The 16110-nt window shown below is 72.0% G+C and carries 13 protein-coding genes; 6 read left to right on the top strand and 7 right to left on the bottom strand.

What is annotated here, in order from left to right:
* Positions 1-36: 36 nt before the first annotated feature.
* Positions 37-1476 carry a CCA tRNA nucleotidyltransferase gene (locus WBN91_RS02620; protein ID WP_337725702.1) on the top strand — a complete coding sequence of 480 codons (1440 nt, stop codon included), beginning with the start codon at positions 37-39 and terminating at the stop codon, positions 1474-1476.
* A 120-nt stretch (positions 1477-1596) separates the two neighbouring features.
* On the top strand, positions 1597-1848 hold the full coding sequence (locus WBN91_RS02615; RefSeq protein ID WP_337725701.1) for a helix-turn-helix domain-containing protein: 252 nt from the start codon (positions 1597-1599) through the stop codon (positions 1846-1848).
* On the opposite strand, the gene WBN91_RS02610 is transcribed toward WBN91_RS02615, so the two are convergent.
* Positions 1825-3138 carry an MFS transporter gene (locus WBN91_RS02610; protein ID WP_337725700.1) on the bottom strand — a complete coding sequence of 438 codons (1314 nt, stop codon included), beginning with the start codon at positions 3136-3138 and terminating at the stop codon, positions 1825-1827. The two genes, WBN91_RS02615 and WBN91_RS02610, sit on opposite strands and share 24 nt — an antisense overlap.
* Positions 3139-3427: 289 nt before the next feature.
* Here WBN91_RS02610 and WBN91_RS02605 point away from each other — a divergent pair, with 289 nt between their 5' ends.
* A complete protein-coding gene (locus WBN91_RS02605; protein ID WP_337725699.1) occupies positions 3428-4000 on the top strand; it encodes a YqgE/AlgH family protein in 573 nt (190 codons plus the stop codon).
* Positions 4001-4170: 170 nt separating this feature from the next.
* Here WBN91_RS02605 and WBN91_RS02600 read toward each other — a convergent pair whose 3' ends face one another.
* Positions 4171-4569, bottom strand: coding sequence for an SdpI family protein (locus WBN91_RS02600; RefSeq protein ID WP_337725698.1), 399 nt, complete (start codon positions 4567-4569; stop codon positions 4171-4173).
* 112 nt (positions 4570-4681) lie between these two features.
* Between WBN91_RS02600 and WBN91_RS02595 the strand changes: the two genes are divergently transcribed.
* On the top strand, positions 4682-5743 hold the full coding sequence (locus WBN91_RS02595) for an esterase-like activity of phytase family protein (RefSeq protein ID WP_337725697.1): 1062 nt from the start codon (positions 4682-4684) through the stop codon (positions 5741-5743).
* A 146-nt stretch (positions 5744-5889) separates the two neighbouring features.
* Positions 5890-8670, top strand: coding sequence for a leucine--tRNA ligase (leuS, locus tag WBN91_RS02590; RefSeq protein ID WP_337725696.1), 2781 nt, complete (start codon positions 5890-5892; stop codon positions 8668-8670).
* 61 nt (positions 8671-8731) lie between these two features.
* Here leuS and WBN91_RS02585 read toward each other — a convergent pair whose 3' ends face one another.
* On the bottom strand, positions 8732-9469 hold the full coding sequence (locus WBN91_RS02585) for a TetR/AcrR family transcriptional regulator (RefSeq protein WP_337725695.1): 738 nt from the start codon (positions 9467-9469) through the stop codon (positions 8732-8734).
* Positions 9470-9594: 125 nt separating this feature from the next.
* On the opposite strand from WBN91_RS02585, the gene WBN91_RS02580 reads away from it, so the two are divergent.
* Positions 9595-11700, top strand: coding sequence for an MMPL family transporter (locus tag WBN91_RS02580; RefSeq protein ID WP_337725694.1), 2106 nt, complete (start codon positions 9595-9597; stop codon positions 11698-11700).
* A 39-nt stretch (positions 11701-11739) separates the two neighbouring features.
* On the opposite strand, the gene ptsP is transcribed toward WBN91_RS02580, so the two are convergent.
* The 4 genes from ptsP to WBN91_RS02560 form a co-directional block, all read right to left on the bottom strand.
* A complete protein-coding gene (gene ptsP, locus WBN91_RS02575; RefSeq protein ID WP_337725693.1) occupies positions 11740-13371 on the bottom strand; it encodes a phosphoenolpyruvate--protein phosphotransferase in 1632 nt (543 codons plus the stop codon).
* A 550-nt stretch (positions 13372-13921) separates the two neighbouring features.
* Positions 13922-14314 carry a D-ribose pyranase gene (rbsD, locus tag WBN91_RS02570; protein WP_337725692.1) on the bottom strand — a complete coding sequence of 131 codons (393 nt, stop codon included), beginning with the start codon at positions 14312-14314 and terminating at the stop codon, positions 13922-13924.
* Positions 14311-15168, bottom strand: coding sequence for a ribokinase (locus WBN91_RS02565; RefSeq protein WP_337725691.1), 858 nt, complete (start codon positions 15166-15168; stop codon positions 14311-14313). Before WBN91_RS02565 ends, rbsD begins: the two co-directional genes overlap by 4 nt.
* A gap of 8 nt (positions 15169-15176) precedes the next feature.
* The gene (locus WBN91_RS02560; protein ID WP_337725690.1) at positions 15177-16097 is read right to left on the bottom strand and encodes a substrate-binding domain-containing protein; all 921 of its coding nucleotides are present in this window, start codon (positions 16095-16097) and stop codon (positions 15177-15179) included.
* Positions 16098-16110 lie beyond the last annotated feature (13 nt).

Below are 16110 nucleotides of genomic sequence, written 5' to 3'. Positions count from 1 at the left end.
CGAAAATTCTCGGCGCTGATGGAAAGCTGGCCTTTCGTGTCCGGATCGAAGCTGTCCCCAGATGACGTCGTGGAACTGCTCAGCGCGTTCCCCGTCGCCGACGAGCTGGCCGAGCGGTTCGCCGCCGCGGGTCACCGGCTCTACCTCGTGGGCGGCAGTGTCCGTGACGCGCTGTTGGGTCGGCTGACCGGCGCCCACGACCTCGACTTCACCACCGACGCCCGCCCGCCCGCGGTGCAGAAGCTGCTGTCGGGGTGGGCCGACGCGGTGTGGGACACGGGCATCGCGTTCGGCACGGTCGGCGCGGCCAAGCGCGGCCTCACGCTGGAGATCACCACGTTCCGCGCGGACACCTACGACGGCGTGACCCGCAACCCCGAGGTGACCTTCGGCGACACCATCGAGGGCGACCTGGTCCGGCGTGACTTCACCGCCAACGCGATGGCGTTCGACCTGGTCGCGCGCGAGCTGGTGGACCCGACCGGCGGTCGCGCCGCGCTGGCCGCGCGGGTCCTGGACACCCCCGCGACGCCCGAGCAGTCGTTCTCCGACGACCCGCTGCGGATGCTGCGCGCGGCCCGGTTCGCCTCCCAGCTGGGGTTCCGGCCCGCGCCGCGCGTGGTCGAGGCGATGCGCGCGATGGCGGGCGAGCTGTCGCGGATCACGCCCGAGCGGGTGCAGGCCGAGCTGTCCAAGCTGCTGACCGGCGCGTTCCCGCGCGCGGGTGTGGAGCTGGTGGTGGAGACCGGGCTCGCCGATGTCGTGCTGCCCGAGCTGCCCGCGATGAAGCTGGAGATCGACGAGCACCACCAGCACAAGGACGTCTACCACCACTCGCTGGTGGTGCTGGAGCAGGCGATCGACCTGGAGGACACGCCCGAGCCCGACCTGGTGCTGCGGCTGGCGGCGCTGCTGCACGACATCGGCAAGCCGGACACCCGCAAGTTCGAGGAGGGCGGCGGGGTTTCGTTCCACCACCACGAGGTGGTCGGCGCGAAGATGGTCCGCAAGCGCTTGCGGGCGCTGCGGTACTCCAAGGAGGTCGTCGAGGACGTCTCCCAGCTCGTGTACCTGCACCTGCGCTTCCACGGCTACGGCTCCGGCGAGTGGACCGACTCGGCCGTGCGCCGGTACGTCACCGACGCGGGCCACCTCCTGCCGCGCCTGCACAAGCTGGTCCGCGCCGACTGCACCACCCGCAACAAGCGCAAGGCCAACGCCCTCCAGCGCACCTACGACGAGCTGGAACGCCGCATCGCCCGGATCGCGGCCGAGGAGGACCTGCGCCGCGTCCGGCCCGACCTCGACGGCAACGAGATCATGCGGCTGCTCGGGCTGCCGCCGGGGCCGCTGGTCGGCAAGGCGTGGAAGTTCCTCAAGGAGTTGCGCCTGGACCGGGGGCCGCTGGACCACGACGAGGCCGTGGCGGAACTGCTGGCGTGGGCGCGGTCGGAGGGCATCGACGTCCCCGGGTGATCTACTGGCGAAACAATCACCCGGTCTCCGTTAGCCAAGTGACAGTGGGTTGCGACACCATGACTGTGTGCGTCGGGGGCAGGCGCACATTGGGGGTGGTGTCGCATGAACGCTTGGGGGTTGTCCACAGAGGGGGGCACTCAGGCGGACGGCCTGGCCGCGTTGACCGACCAGCAGCGGGCGGTGCTCAGGTGTCTGGCCAGGGGGTTGGCCGACCACGAGATCGCGCGCGTGCTGGCGGTGACGCAACGCCAGGTGGGCGTCGTCGTCGGTGAGATCCTGCGGGTGCTGAACCTGCGGGACCGCATGGCCGCCGTCGTGTTCGCGCACGAGACGGGCATGATCCGACTACCGGTGCCGTACGGCGTCTGATCCGGCGCGTCGCCGGAGCGCGAGGTAACCGGTGATGCCCAGCAGGTAGGCGACGGTCGCCGCGACGACCAGGCCGGGCGACCGGCCGTCCAGGGGGACGACCGCCGCGGCGACCGCGACCGCCGCCACCTGCGTGGCGTTGAACAGCGTGTCGTACAGCGCGAACACCCGGCCGCGCACCTCGTCGCCGATGTCGTGCTGCACGGCCGCGTCCACGCACAGCTTGACCACCTGGCCCGCGAACGTGAGCAGGAACGACGCGGCCAGCGTGGTCGGCAGCAGCATGGGCAGGCCGAGGCCGAGCTGGGTCGCCGCGGCCAGGCCCAGCGCGCCGCAGATCGTGCCGCGCCGGCCGAGCACGTCCACGATCCGGTCGGTCAGCAGGCCGGCCACGAGGATGCCCGCGCCGCCGAAGACCGCGACCTCGCCCAGGCCCGCGAGGCCCGCCCGGAACGGGCCGAAGTCGGTGAACGAGTTGCGCATCAGCAGCAGCGTGATCAGCAGCGACATGCCGAACGCGGCCCGGTGGGCGAGCAGCGCGAGCAGGGCGGCGGACACGCTGGGCGCGTGCCACGCGGCCCGTCCGCCGTCCACCAGGCCCAGCGCCACGGCGGTGGCCGTGCGGGACGGCTCGTCGACCTCGTCCGGGCCCAGGACGCCCCGCGCGAACCGGGACGCCAGGAACGCGGCGGTCAGCGAGCCGACGACGGCGAAGGCCGTGGTCCAGGCCGAACCGCCGTCACCCGAGCCGAGCACCTGCCGCAGGCCCACCGCGCAGGCGGCGCCCAGCACGGCGGTCAGCGCGCCCAGGGTGGTGACGAAGGCGTTGGCCTCGACCAGGTGGTCGTCGTCCACGACGTGCGGGAGGGACGCGGACAGGCCGGACCCGACGAACCGGCTCACGCCGGTGACGAACAGGGCGGAGGCGTACAGCGGAACACCGTCCAGGCCGAACCCCACGGCCGCGGCGGTGAGCAGGATGAACGCGCCGCGGGTGAGGTTGGCCACGACCAGGACGCGGCGGCGGTCCCACCGGTCCAGCAGGGCGCCCGCGAACGGCCCGACCACGGAGTACGGGAGCAGCAGCACGGCGAACCCGGCGGCGACGGCGAGCGGGTCGGCGTGCCGCTCGGGGTTGAACAGCACCGCGCCCGCGAGACCGGCCTGGAACAGGCCGTCGCCCCACTGGGCCGCGAGCCGGGACGCCAGCAGCCTGCGGAAGTCCGCCACGGCGAGGAGCTTCCGGATGCCGAGGTGGTGCTTCGCCGTGGTGGTCCCGGCAGTGGTCACCCCCCGAGCCTATGCCCTGTGGTGGTCCGCTCGGGTGAACAGCGGGGGGAATCAGGGGTGCCCGGAAGCCACGAAGGCCGGACCCGCGTGGGGTCCGGCCTCCCTGGCGCCAGGTGCCCGGTCGCCTCTCGGCGGATTGCGCTTCGCGGCTCCAGCCGTGCGGTATTCCGCGAAGGCGGTTTGTGTTGGGCCCGGGGGACTCGATGGCACCTGACGGTCACTGCAACGAACACGGTAACCCGGATGTTCCGCCCCGGGTGTGATCTGCGTCGTCTGGGATCATGGACCGGTGCGACCTGATGCCGAAGTCGAGCCGGGCTCCCTGCTGGTCGCGGCAACGAGCCTGACCGACCCGAACTTCCGCCGCACGGTGGTCTACGTCATCGACCACCGCGGCGAGGGCACGCTGGGCGTGGTGCTGAACCGGCCCAGCGAGGTCGCGGTGCACGACGTCCTGCCCGCGTGGGGCCCGCACGTGTCCCGACCGCAGGCGGTGTACATCGGCGGCCCGGTGGAGCAGAAGACGGCTCTGTGCCTGGCCGCCCTGAGGGCGGGCGAGGACCACAGCGCCCTGGAGGGGGTGGTCGGCGTCCACGGCCCGGTCGCGCTGATCGACCTGGACTCGGACCCGGACGCCCTGGTCCCGAAGGTGCGCGGCCTGCGGGTCTTCGCCGGCTACGCGGGCTGGGGCGAGGACCAGCTGGCTCGCGAGATCGACCGCGGCGACTGGATCGTCGTGCCGGGCCTGCCCGACGACGTCCTGACCCCGCCGAACACCGACCTGTGGGGCCGCGTCCTGCGCCGCCAGGGCATGCCGACCGCCCTGCTGGCCACGTTCCCCGTGGACGTCCGCCGCAACTGACTGTCGTACCCCGCTGGGAGAATGAGCCCCAGGGGGCGCTTCGCCGGATTTGTCGTACCCCTCTGGGACGATCGAGACGGGGGCCGGAGGCCACGCCCGAACACGGAAACGGCCCGAACACGGAAACGGCCCGGACGGTGGTGGGCGTCCGGGCCGTGAACTCGAGGGGGTCAGGCGCGCTGGAGCACGCCGCACGCGCCGGCGCACGCGCAGCCGCCGCACCCGGCCGGTTCCGGGGCGGGCATGGCCTCGGCGGTGCGGTGGGCCAGGACGCCGCCGGCCGCGGCGATGACCAGGGAGCCGAGCAGGCCCAGCGCGCCCACGACGAGGGCGGTCGCCGGGTTGAGCAGCACGGCCGCGGCGGTGAGCAGGGCGATCGCGCCGGCCACGGTGGTCGGCACGGCCGCCACCCGGTTGGCCATCGCGAAGGTCTCGTCGTCGCGGAGGGTGGCCGCGGTCCGGACACCGAAGAAGCGGTTGCGGCGCAGTCGGCCGCGCAGGCCCAGCACGCCGGTCGTCCCGAACGCCACGCCGACCAAGCCCAGCACCACGAGCAGCACGATGTTCACCCCGTCGAGGGTAGGCGCGTCCTTCGATCAAGGTCGAACCAGGTCCTCCGAACGTGACCACCCGAAGGTGCGATTCCCCGGCCACCCGTCAACGAGGCAGTGTCGAAGCGTGATGATCCGCTCACTCTTCGTCGCAGCCGCCCTGGTGGCCGCGCAGGCCACAACCGCGCACGCCACGCCTGACGTGCGGTTCCTCGCCGCCCACGTCCTGCCGCACAAGCTCCAGCACGCCGGCACCACGGTGGGCGGCCTGTCCGGCATCGACCGCGACCCGCGCACCGGCGAGTACGTCCTGATCAGCGACGACCGGTCCAACATCAACCCCGTCCGGATCTACACGGCGGCCGTCGGCACCGAGGGTGTCGCGATCACCGGCGTCCGCACGCTGACCAACCCCGACGGCGTCCCGTACCCGCCGAACGCCGTCGACCCCGAGGACGTCCGCGTCGACCCCGTCACCGGCCGGTACTGGTGGAGCCAGGAAGGCAACCGGGGGTCGACCACGATCCAGCCGTCCATCGAGCACAGCGACCGCGACGGCACCCACGCCGGCCGCCTCCCCCTGCCCGCGAACTACGCGATGACCGAGAACACCGGCCCGCGCGGCAACCGGGCGCTGGAGGCGATCACCTTCGACCGCACCGGCACGCGGCTGACCAGCGTCGTCGAGGGGCCGATGCTCCAGGACGGCGAGGAGTCCACGGTCGAGAGCGGCTCGGTCGCCCGCCTGACCGTGCAGACCCGCACCGGCGAGGTGCTGGCCCAGCACGTCTACCCGCTGGAACCGCTGTTCGCCGTGCCCGAACCGGGAGCGTGGGGCCCGGACACCGGCGTGCCGGGCATCCTGGCCGACCCGCAGCGCCCCGGCCGGTACCTGACGATCGAGCGGTCCTGGGTGCCGGGCGCGGACTACAAGGTGCGGCTGTTCGAGATCAACGTGAACGGCGCCACCGACGTGTCCGCTGTCGCCTCCCTGGCCGAAGCCGACTACAAGCCCGTGCACAAGCGCCTGCTGGCCGACCTGTCCGACTTCCCGCTGCCGGTGATCGACAACGTGGAGGGCATCGCCTGGGGCCCTCGCCTGCGGACCGGCGAACGCACGGTCGTGCTGGTCAGCGACGACAACTTCGCCGCGGAGGAGTTCACCCGGTTCATCCTGCTTGCGCTGCGCTGATACCGTGGACACATGAGCACGGCCCGCCTGCTCCTTATCTAGCCGCGCGGACCCGCACGAAAGGGTCGGCGCGGCAACCCCTCATGCCCATCTGGGCTGGGGGGTTTCGTCATGTCAGGGGCCGGCAACCGGAAGGGACTACCCAGATGAGCACCGACGCGGCGGCTGAGACGCCCGCCTTCCGCTACACCGCCGCACTGGCGGCGGAGATCGAACGGCGGTGGCAGCGCGAGTGGGAGGAGCGGGGCACGTTCCACGCGCCCAACCCCGTCGGGCCGCTCAAGGGTGACGTGCCCGCGGACAAGCTGTTCGTGCAGGACATGTTCCCGTACCCGTCCGGCGCCGGCCTGCACGTCGGCCACCCGCTGGGGTTCATCGGCACCGACGTGTTCGCGCGCTACCACCGGATGACCGGCCGCAACGTCCTGCACACGATGGGCTTCGACGCGTTCGGCCTGCCCGCCGAGCAGTACGCCGTGCAGACCGGCCAGCACCCCCGCAAGACCACCGAGGACAACATCCAGACCTACCTGCGGCAGATCCGCCGCGTGGGCCTGGGCCACGACGAGCGCCGCCGCATCTCCACGATCGACCCGGCGTACTACAAGTGGACCCAGTGGATCTTCTTGCAGATCTTCAACTCCTGGTACGACGACAAGGCGAAGAAGGCCCGACCGATCGCCGAGCTGGAGGCCGAGTTCGCCCAGGGCAAGCGGTCCACCCCGGACGGTCGGGGCTGGTGCGAGCTGACCCGCGCCGAGCAGCAGAAGGTGCTGGGCGGCTACCGCCTGGCCTACCTGTCCGAGGCGCCGGTCAACTGGTGCCCCGGCCTGGGTACGGTGCTGGCCAACGAGGAGGTCACCGCCGACGGCCGCAGCGAGCGCGGCAACTTCCCGGTGTTCCGCCGGTCGCTGCGCCAGTGGATGATGCGGATCACCGCCTACTCCGACCGCCTGATCGACGACCTGGACCGGCTGGACTGGCCGGAGAAGGTCAAGTCGATGCAGCGCAACTGGATCGGCCGCTCGCACGGCGCCAGGGTGAAGTTCGCCTGCGGGGACACCGACATCGAGGTGTTCACCACCCGGCCGGACACGCTGTTCGGTGCGACCTACATGGTGCTGGCGCCGGAGCACCCGCTGGTGGACGTCATCGCGACGCCCGAGCACGTCGAGGCGATCGAGGCCTACCGGCGCGAGGTGTCCCGCAAGTCCGAACTGGACCGCCAGGAGAACAAGGAGAAGACCGGCGTCTTCACCGGGGCGCACGCCGTGAACCCGGTGAACGGCAAGGAGATCCCCGTCTACATCGCCGACTACGTGCTGATGGGCTACGGCACCGGCGCGATCATGGCGGTGCCCGGCCAGGACCAGCGCGACTGGGACTTCGCCAAGGCGTTCGACCTGCCGATCATCCGCACCGTGCAGCCGCCCGCCGACTTCGAGGGCGAGGCGTTCACCGGTGTCGGCCCGGCGGTCAACTCGGGCTTCTTGGACGGCATGGACGTCGACGAGGCCAAGAAGACGATCATCGCGTGGCTCGAGGAGCACGGCCGCGGCGAGGGCACCGTGCAGTACAAGCTGCGGGACTGGCTGTTCTCCCGCCAGCGGTACTGGGGCGAGCCGTTCCCGATCGTGTACGACGAGGACGGCGTGCCGGTCGCGGTGCCGGAGTCGATGCTGCCGATCGAGCTGCCGGACGTGGACGACTACTCGCCGCGGACCTTCGACCCGGACGACGCGAACTCCGAGCCGTCGCCGCCGCTGTCGCGCGCGGAGGACTGGGTCGAGGTCGAGCTGGACCTGGGCGAGGGCCGCAGGAAGTACCGGCGCGAGACCAACACCATGCCGAACTGGGCCGGTTCGTGCTGGTACCAGCTGCGGTACGTGGACCCGACGCTGGACAGCCGGTTCGTCGACGCCGAGAACGAGCGCTACTGGCTGGGTCCGCGCACCGACGAGCACGGGGCGAACGACCCGGGCGGCGTCGACCTGTACATCGGCGGCGTCGAGCACGCGGTGCTGCACCTGCTGTACTCGCGGTTCTGGCAGAAGGTGCTGTTCGACCTGGGCCACGTGTCCGGTGACGAGCCGTACCGGCGGCTGTTCAACCAGGGCTACATCGAGGCGTACGCCTACACCGACGCGCGCGGCGTGTACGTGCCCGCCGAGCAGGTGGAGGAGCGCGACGGCAAGTACTTCTTCGAGGGCGAAGAGGTCAAGCGCGAGTACGGCAAGATGGGCAAGAGCCTGAAGAACGTCGTGACGCCGGACGACATGTGCGACCGGTACGGCGCGGACACGTTCCGGCTGTACGAGATGTCGATGGGTCCGATGGACGTGTCGCGTCCGTGGGCGACCAAGGACGTCGTTGGCGCGCAACGGTTCTTGCAGCGCCTGTGGCGCAACCTGGTCGACGAGGAGACCGGCGGGCTGCGGGTCACCGACGAGGAGCCGACCGAGGAAGCGTTGCGGCTGCTGCACAAGACGGTCGCCGGCGTGCGCGAGGACTACGCGAACCTGCGCTACAACACGGCGGGCGCGAAGCTGATCGAGCTGAACAACCACGTGACCAAGCACCACCCGGGCGGGGCGCCGCGCGCGATCGCCGAGCCGCTGGTGCTGCTGCTGGCCCCGCTGTGCCCGCACGTGGCCGAGGAGCTGTGGTCGAAGCTGGGTCACGTCGAGTCGCTGGCGCACGGGCCGTTCCCGGTGGCCGACGAGAAGTACCTGGTGGAGGACACGGTCGAGTACCCGATCCAGGTCAACGGCAAGGTCAAGGCCCGCGTGGTGGTGCCCGCGTCGGCGGGTCAGGACGAGGTGAAGGCCGCCGCCCTGGCCGACCCGAAGGTGGCCGAGCTGGTCGGCGGCGGTGAGCCGCGCAAGGTGATCGTCGTGCCGGGTCGCCTGGTCAACGTGGTGCTGTAGCCGTAGAACCGCGAAAGGGCCGTCCTCCTGTTCGGAGGGCGGCCCTTTCGTCGTGGCGGGGTCAGTCGGTGAAGCCCATCTCGGCCAGGATCTGGGCGAGCATCGAGTCGAACATGGGTTCGGGGTTGCCGATGGCGAACGGGAACCGGCCGAAGACCTCCAGGGCCACGTGGCCGTAGAGGCGGACCCACGACTGGGTGATGTGGTAGACGGCGTTCAGCGGCAGCACCTCGGGGTCCACCGGCACGCCCTGGGCGGCGACGGTGTCGAGGAGGACCCGGCGGAAGACCTCCAGGTCGGCGTGCAGGCTCTCCGGCACGTCGGCGGGGGGCGGCGTGGGCGCCGGGTGGCTCGCGATGAGCCGGCCCGCGACCTCCAGGAAGATCCGGCCGAACTGGTCGCCGACCTGGTGGCGGTGGTCGGGTTCGCACACGCCGAGGGTGGCCTCGGTGCTCGCGAAGACCAGCGCGAACTCCTGCGGGTGGGCCAGCGCCCAGCGGCGGAAGCCGCGGCACACCGCGTAGACCTGGGCGGTGACGTCGTCGGGCGGGACGACCGCGAGGTCGGCGTCGAGGTCCGTGGCGAGGTCGGTGCAGATGTCGTCGGCGAGCCGGCGGAGCAGGTCTTCGCGCGAGTCGTAGTACCGGTAGAGGGCGGGCGCGGTGATGCCCAGTTCCCGGGCGATGGCACGAAGGGTGACAGCATCGCGACCATGCGACACCAACAGGTTACGTGCCTGCCGCCGGATGTCGCGCTCCGTCTCGGCTCGGAGCCGTTCGCGGCGCGTGGCCTCGGTCATATGTCACCCCATCGGGTTGTAAACGGTGTTCACCGGGCGTACGGTCGGGCGGAGATCTCAGTGAACGGTGTTTACGAAGTTCACGCCATTCACGCCACCGTAACGCATCAGCCTGGGAGGACGCTTTGTTCGCGAACTGGGGATCGCTGGCGTACCGCCGCCGATGGGTGGTGCTGATCGCGACGGTGGTGCTGGCCGTCGCGGGCGGCGTGTGGGGTCTCGGGGTGTTCGACAAGCTGAGCCAAGGCGGCTACGACGCCCCGAACAGCGAGTCCGCGCGGGCGAACCAGGTCGCGCAGGAGGCGTTCGGGCGCACCGGCGGCGACGTCGTCGTCGTGTACGACACGGTCGACCCGGCGCTGCTCCAGAAGATCGACGCCCAGCTGTCCGGGCTGCCCTCCGACGCCGTCCTCGCGGTCCAGGACCCGTACCCGTCGCCCCCGGCGGGCAAGTCGCTGGTCGCGATCACGCTGCGCGGCAGCGACTCCAACACCCACGTCAAGCAGTACGAGCAGATCAAGGACCAGCTGCACGTCGACGGCGTCAGCGAGGTGGTGGGCGGGTTCGTCCCGACCCAGAAGGCCATCAACGACATGTCGTCGTCGGACCTCGCCACCGCCGAGGCCGTGTCGCTGCCGATCGTGCTGCTCCTGCTCATCGTCATCTTCGGCGGACTGGTCGCCGCGTCCCTGCCGGTGCTGGTCGGCGGCCTGGCGATCATGGGGTCGCTGGGCGTCCTGCACGTCATCTCACTGGGCGCCGAGGTGAACTCGTTCGCGGTCAACGTCGCCAGCCTGCTCGGCCTGGGCATGGCGATCGACTACGGCCTGTTCATCGTGGGCCGGTTCCGCGAGGAGCTCGCCGCGGGACGCACCCCCGAACAGGCCGTGAAGCGGACCGTCATGTCGGCCGGGCGGACCGTGGTGTTCTCGGCGACGCTGCTGGTCATCGCGCTGTCCGGGCTGCTGCTGTTCCCGCACGGCTTCCTCAAGTCGCTCAGCTACGGCGGCATGTCCGCGGTCGCCATCGCGATGGTCGTGTCGCTGACCCTGCTGCCCGCTCTGCTGGGCGTCCTCGGGCACCGCGTGGACAAGCTGTCCATGCCGTGGCGCAAGAAGGGCGAGCCGTCGGAGCGGGGGTGGCGCAAGCTCGCCGGCGTGGTGATGAAGCGGCCGGTGCTGTTCGCCCTGCCGATCGTCGCGGTGCTGGTCGCGCTGGGCGCGCCGTTCCTGAACGTGACGTTCGGCCAGGTCACCGAGAAGGTGCTGCCCGAGGGCAACGCCGTGCGCGTGGCGGCCGAGTCGATCAACAACGACTTCCCCGGCCTGGCGTCGGGCAACATCAAGATCGTCATCACCGGCGACCCGTCCCCCGCCGACGTGCAGGCGTTCGCGACGCGGGTCGGCGACGTGCCCGGGGTCGGCGAGGCGAAGATCGCCGCCGAGCCGAAGAACGGCGTGTGGCTGGTCAACGCGGGCTTGGATCAGGACCAGCTGTCCGACCAGGCCAAGCAGGCGCTCAAGGACATCCGGGCGCTCGACGGACCCGGTGACGAGGTGCTGGTGGGCGGCAACACCGCCGTGGTGTCCGACAGCCTCGACGCCGTGCGGGCGGAGCTGCCGTGGATGGTGCTGATGCTGGTCGGCGCCACGTTCGTGCTGATGTTCCTGGCGTTCGGGTCGATCCTGCTGCCGATCAAGGCGGTCCTGGTCAGCACGTTGTCGCTGTCGGCGACGTTCGGCGTGCTGGTGTGGGTGTTCCAGGAGGGTCACGGCGCTTCGCTGCTGGGCGTCACGCCGGGGCCGTTGGAGTCGGGGATCGTCGTGCTGATGGCGGCGATGGTGTTCGGGCTGTCCACGGACTACGAGGTGTTCCTGATGTCCCGTATGGTCGAGGCGCGGGGGCGCGGCGCGTCGACCGAGGAGGCGGTGTCGACCGGTCTGGCCAAGACCGGCCGGGTGATCACGGCGGCGGCGCTGCTGCTGATCGTGGTGACCGGCGCGTTCGCGTTCTCGCAGATCGCGATGATGCGGTTCGTCGGCGTCGGCATGATCCTCGCGCTGGCGCTGGACGCGACCGTGGTCCGGATGCTGCTGGTGCCGGCCGTGCTCAAGCTGCTGGGCAACGCCGCGTGGTGGGCTCCGGGTCCGCTGCGGCGCATCCAGGAGCGGATGGCGATCCACGAGGAAGCGCCGCCGGTCGAGGACGAGCGGGTGCCCGCCCGGGTGTGAAAGCGCAGGAAGAGGCCCGTTGCGACGGGCCTCTTCCGCTTAGTGGGGTGCGCGGGCGGCGAGCTTGGCCGATGCCGGGTCCGCCGCGCCGAGCGCGCCGCGGGCCGCCAGCTGGCACAGGTCGAAGCTGGTGGACGCCAGCTTCGCGCCCACGCCGGCCAGCGCGGTGTGGTTCATGGACAGGCTCGTCACGCCCAGACCGGTGAGCACGCAGGCCAGCAGCGGGTCGGCGGCGGCCTCGCCGCACACGCCCACCGGCTTGCCCAGCGCGGTGCCGGCGTCGCCGACCAGCTTCACCAGGCGCAGCAGGGCGGGCTGCCACGGGTCGTTGAGCGCGGCCACCGCACCGACCTGGCGGTCGGCGGCGAAGGTGTACTGGGCCAGGTCGTTGGTGCCCAGCGAGACGAAGTCGACCACGGCCAGGATCTCCCGGGCGACCAGCGCGGCGGCCGGGACCTCGATCATCACGCCCGCCCGCTCGATGCCGGCCTTGCGGGCGCGCTCGACGAACCACGCGGCCTCGGCGGCCGTCGCGACCATCGGCGCCATCACCGAGACGTCGGCGCCGCTGTCCTTCGCGGCCAGGGCGATCGCCTCCAGCTGCCGGTCCAGCACCTCCGGGCGGTCGAACGCCACGCGCAGGCCGCGCACGCCCAGCGCCGGGTTCGGCTCCGGGTCGGGTTCGAGGAACGCGAGCGGCTTGTCCGCGCCGGCGTCCAGGGTGCGGACCACGACGGGCTTGCCGGCGAACGGCGCGAGCACGGCGGCGTAGGCCCCGCGCTGGTCCTCGACGCTGGGCTCCTGCGTGGAGGACAGGAAGCAGAACTCGGTGCGGAACAGGCCCACGCCCTCCGCGCCGGCGGCGGCAGCGGCGACCGCGTCGGCCGGGGAACCCACGTTGCCCAGGACCTTCACCCGGTAGCCGTCGCGCAGGACGCCGACACCGTTCCACTCGGCCTTGCCGGCGACGTGCGCGGCTCGGACCGTGCCGTCGGACGACTGCACCACGCCGGTGTCGCCGTCCACGAGCAGGGCCGGCGCGTCGGAGGCCAGGACGCCCCGGCACGCGACGACGGCCGGGATGCCCAGCGCGCGGGCCAGGATCGCGGTGTGCGAGGTGGGGCCGCCCTCCTCGGTGACCAGGGCGAGCACCTTCGCCGGGTCGAGGCCCGCGGTGTCGGCGGGGGCGAGGTCGCGCGCGACCAGGACGCTCGGCGAGGCCAGGTCCGGCACGCCGGGCGGTGCGACGCCGAGCAGTTCGGCGACCAGGCGGTCCCGGACGTCCTGCACGTCGCGGGCGCGTTCGGCCATGTAGCCGCCGGCGGCCTCGAGTGCGGTGATGAACCCGGCGGCGGCCTGGTGGACGGCGCGCGCGGCGGGCAGCGGCCCTTCGGCGACGAGCTTCTCCGCCTGGCCGAGCAGCGCCGGGTCGGCGGCCATCGCGGCGGTGGTCTCCAGGACGGCCTTCGCGTCCCCGGTCGCGCGCGCGGCGCGGGCCAGGAGCCGTTCGGCGACGGCGTCCGCGGCCGGCCGGATCCGCGCGGCCTCCGCGCTCACGTCCGAGGGCACGGGCTCGGCCGGTGGCTCGCCGAGGGGCTCGGCCACCCGCACCACGGGCCCGGAGGCCCGACCGGAACTCACACCGACACCGCTCAGGCGCGCGCTCGACATGGTCTAGACCATACCCTTCGAGTAGGAGGACGTGAACCACACAACGCCACTACCGGCCAGTCCGCTACCGCAGGAAACGGAGTCTTAACCGGTCGCGCGAGCACTTCACGCCGCCCCGGGCCGCGCCGGCGCCGCGACAGCCGTTCAGAGCAGCCCCCGACTTCCATCCTTCCAGGGGGGTACGACAGAGCGGCTCGTCGCGCGGGGTGGAGAAGTTGGGGATGGCGGGCGGCGAGATGTGCGGCGAGGTCGGTCATGTGGCTGTGGGAGCCGGGCGACCCCACGGCGGGCGACCTCATGGCGGGCGACCTCATGGCGGGCGATCCCACGGCGGGCGATCCCACGGCGGGCGGCCCCGAGGCGGGGCGGGCGGGTAGGGCCGGCGACCCCACGGCGGGGCAGCGCCGTGGGGTCGCGGGTGCGCCGGGTTGGTCCGCGGCGGGAGGTGGGCGCGGAGGACTCGGCGCGGGGTCGTCCTGCCGGTGGGGGTTGGCCGGCCGGACGAGCGTGGGTGTCGTACCCCTGTGGGAGGCTGGAAGTCGGGGGCTGCCTAGAACGGCACGCCGCAGCGGAGCAGCACGTTCGCGTACGGCGTGGCCTCGCCGGTTCGCACGACCAGGCGGGCTCGGGCCGTTCTCGCCTTCAGGTCCTCGTGGCTGATCCGGTCGATCAGCGGCAGCCGCCGGGCCAGCGCCTGCGCGCAGGTCGGGTTGCGGTCGTCCAGTTCCTCGGCGACCACCGCGCGCTCGACCACCAGTTCCGCCAGCAGGCCGTCCAGGACCTGGAGGAAGCTCGGCACCCCGAACGTGAAGGCCAGGTCCACGACGACCGGGCCGCCCGGCGGGATGGGCAGGCCGCAGTCCGCGACCACCACCTCGTCGGTGTGGCCCAGGCGGGACAGCTCGGCGTTCAGCGTCGCGTGCAGGATGCCCGTCCGCTTCACGCGAGCACCTCGTCCGGTGTCGGGTACGACGGTTGCGCGCCCGCGCGCGTCACGGACGTCGCCGCCACCCGCGCGGCGTACCGCGCGGCGGCTACCAGGTCGTCACCGGAGGACAGCCGGTAGGCCAGTGCGCCGGCGAAAGCGTCACCGGCGCCGGTGGTGTCCACCGGGTCGACCGCGGGCGCGGGCACCTCGACCACGCCGTCGGCGGTGACGACCGCAGCACCCCGTCCGCCCAGGGTGACCACGGCCGACTTCGGTCCCAGCGACAGCAGCCCGGAGAACGAGTCGGCCAGGGACAGGGCCTCGTGCTCGTTCACGATCAGCGGGTCGAGCAGGGCCAGCGCCTCGGCTGCAACCGGTGCCACCGGGGACAGGTTGAGCACGCACCGCACCCCGTGCGCCGCGGCGACCTTGAGCCCGTGCTCCACAGTGGACAGCGGCACTTCCAGGGAGCACACCAGCACCGAGACGCCGTCCCAGTCCAGCGAGTCCACATCGGACGGTGACACGTCCGAGTTCGCACCGGGCGCCACGACGATGGAGTTCTCCCCGTCCGGCGTCACGGTGATGTACGCGATGCCGGTCGGCCGGTCCGAGGTGCGCACGAGACCCGTGCGCACCCCGGCCGACGCCAGCGATTCCCGCAGCAGCGAGCCGTACTGGTCCGCGCCCACCGCGCCCACCAGCGCGACGTCGCACCCGAGCCGCCCGGCGGCGACGGCCGTGTTGGCGCCCTTGCCGCCCGGCATCACCACCGTGTTGCCGCCCAGGACCGTCTCCCCGCCGCCCGGACGGCGCTCCACCGCCACGACGAGGTCCGCGTTGGCCGAGCCCAGCACCAGTACGCCCACTGCGCCACTCACTTCTTGAACTCGGCGACGTTCTTCTTGGTCACGACCTTCACCTCGACGTCGACGACCTCCTGGACCGCCTCGCCGCGCGCCGCCTTGACCGCCTGCTCGACGGCCTTGCGCCCGAGCACGTCGGGCTGCTGCGCGATGGTCGCGGCCATCGTGCCGTCCTCGACCGCCTTCAGGCCGTCCGGCGTGCCGTCGAACCCGACCACGGCGACGTCCTTGCCCGCCCGGTCGCCCAGCGCCTTGATGGCGCCCAGCGCCATCTCGTCGTTGTCCGCGAACACGCCCTTGATGCCGGGGTTGGCCTGGAGCAGGTTCGTCATCACGTCCAGGCCCTTGGCGCGGTTGAAGTCCGCGGGCTGGCTCGCCACGACCTTGATGCCACCGGAGTTCAGGCCCTGCTCGAAGCCCTGGCCGCGGTCGCGGGCGGCCGACGCGCCCGGGATGCCCTGGAGGTGCACGACCTCGCCGCTGACCGCGCGGCCCAGTTCGATCGCCGCCAGCGTGCCGCCCTGGACGTTGTCCGACGCGACCTCGGAGACGACCTTGCCCTGGTCCACCGAGCGGTCCACGGCGATCAGCGGGATGTTCGCGTTCTCGGCGGCCTTGGCGGCGGGCGCGGCCTGCTTGGAGTCGACCGGGTTGATGATGATCGCTTTGACGCCCTGGGTGGTGAACGTCTGCACCTGGTTGACCTGGTTGGTGGCGTCGTTCTGCGCGTCCACCACGGTCAGCTTCACGCCCAGCTCGGCGGCGGCCTTCTCGGCGCCGTCCTTGAGGGCCACGAAGTAGGGGTTGTCCAGGGTGGAGATCGCCAGGCCGACGGTGATCTCGCCACCGCCACCTGCCGACGCCCCCGAACCGCACGCGGTCAGCGCCGCCAGGGCGACGGCCGACAGCGCGGCCACACCGCGGAACTTCATCTTCGTCATTCCT

Origin of the sequence: Saccharothrix sp. CCNWYY140 (assembly GCF_037401995.1) — a bacterium.
Lineage (GTDB): Bacteria > Actinomycetota > Actinomycetes > Mycobacteriales > Pseudonocardiaceae > Actinosynnema.
This window is presented reverse-complemented; position numbering and strand designations above follow the sequence as displayed.

Excerpts from the sequence above, each read along its gene's own strand:
- WBN91_RS02595 (WP_337725697.1), top strand. The coding sequence starts at position 4,682 with ATGATCCGCTCACTCTTCGTCGCAGCCGCCCTGGTGGCCGCGCAGGCC.
- leuS (WP_337725696.1), top strand. The coding sequence starts at position 5,890 with ATGAGCACCGACGCGGCGGCTGAGACGCCCGCCTTCCGCTACACCGCC.
- WBN91_RS02585 (WP_337725695.1), bottom strand. The coding sequence starts at position 9,469 with ATGACCGAGGCCACGCGCCGCGAACGGCTCCGAGCCGAGACGGAGCGC.
- ptsP (WP_337725693.1), bottom strand. The coding sequence starts at position 13,371 with ATGTCGAGCGCGCGCCTGAGCGGTGTCGGTGTGAGTTCCGGTCGGGCC.
- WBN91_RS02560 (WP_337725690.1), bottom strand. The coding sequence starts at position 16,097 with ATGAAGTTCCGCGGTGTGGCCGCGCTGTCGGCCGTCGCCCTGGCGGCG.